The following is a 1,358-nucleotide window of genomic DNA, read 5'->3' as shown; positions in this document are numbered from 1 at the left end:
TGGATGGCGCCCGAGATGCCCACAGCGATGTAGAGCTGCGGTGCCACGATCTTGCCGGTTTGGCCCACTTGCCAGTCGTTGGGCGCGTAGCCCGCGTCCACGGCGGCACGGGATGCACCCATCGCTGCATTGAGCTTGTCGGCCAGCGGCGTGATCACTTCGGTGAACTTCTCGGAGGAACCCAGGGCACGGCCACCGCTGACGATGATCTTGGCGCTGGTCAGCTCCGGGCGGTCGTTCTTGGCAATCTCCGAGCCCAGGAAGCTCACGCTGGTTGCTGCGGCGACTGCACTTGCAGTTTCCACCGCAGCACTGCCACCGGTGGCGGCTGCCGGGTCAAAGCCCGTGGTGCGCACCGTCAGCACCTTGGTGGCGTCCGTGGCCTGCACCGTGGCAATGGCGTTGCCCGCATAGATGGGGCGCTCAAAGGTGTCGGGACTCACCACCTTGGTGATGTCGGAGACTTGGCCCACATCCAGCTTGGCGGCAATGCGCGGTGCAATGTTCTTGCCCGAGGGCGTGGCAGCCAGCACGATGTGGCTGTAGTTGGCTGCAATGGCCAGCACCTGGGCGGTGACGTTTTCTGCCAGGCCATGGGCCAGACCGGCCTCATCGGCATGGATGACCTTGGCTACACCGGCGATCTGTGCGGCTTGTGCAGCAGCGGCTGCAGCGTTGTGGCCAGCCACCAGCACGTGTACATCGCCACCGAGCTGGGTGGCCGCGGTGACGGCGTTGAGGGTCGCGGGTTTGATGCTGGCATTGTCGTGTTCAGCGATTACAAGAGAAGTCATGGTTTGCTCTTTCAAATGGGGTTTGCTGGGTGCTGGCTGGCAGAGGACGGCATGGCGCTCAGCGCAGCGGCATAAAGGAGGAGGCCGAAGGCCGGGGGACAGCCGCGGAGCTGAGTGCCATGGCGGCCGGACTCCGCAGCACTAGATCACCTTGGCTTCGTTCTTGAGCTTGTCGACCAAGGTGGCCACATCGCTCACCTTGATGCCGGCGCTGCGGGCCGGGGGCTCGCTGACTTTCAAGGTCTTGATGCGCGGGTTCACGTCCACACCCAGATCTTCGGGCTTGACGGTCTCCAGCGGCTTCTTCTTGGCCTTCATGATGTTGGGCAGCGTCACATAGCGCGGCTCGTTCAGGCGCAGATCGGTGGTGATGATGGCGGGCAACGTGAGCGACAGGGACTCGGAGCCGCCGTCCACTTCACGCGTAGCCTTCAACTTGCCGTCCACGATCTCGACCTTGCTGGCAAAGGTGGCCTGGGGCCAGTCGCCCAGGGCCGCCAGCATCTGGCCGGTCTGGTTGCAGTCGTCATCAATGGCCTGCTTGCCCAGGATCACCAGGCCGGG

At 64.1% G+C, this 1,358-nt stretch carries 2 protein-coding genes; both read right to left on the bottom strand.

Annotation, left to right across the window (positions count from 1 at the left end; all coding sequences use genetic code 11):
* On the bottom strand, positions 1-794 hold a 794-nt coding region (locus AC1RMF_RS26570), incomplete at its 3' end, for an electron transfer flavoprotein subunit alpha/FixB family protein (protein ID WP_493145552.1).
* 141 nt (positions 795-935) lie between these two features.
* Positions 936-1,358 (bottom strand): electron transfer flavoprotein subunit beta/FixA family protein (locus AC1RMF_RS26565; RefSeq protein WP_493145550.1); only part of this gene is annotated, 423 nt, incomplete at its 5' end.

Source organism: Rhodoferax sp. GW822-FHT04A08 (genome assembly GCF_058801025.1).
The sequence above is the reverse complement of the archived record's forward strand: the minus strand, read 5'-3'. Positions and strand labels throughout refer to the sequence as shown.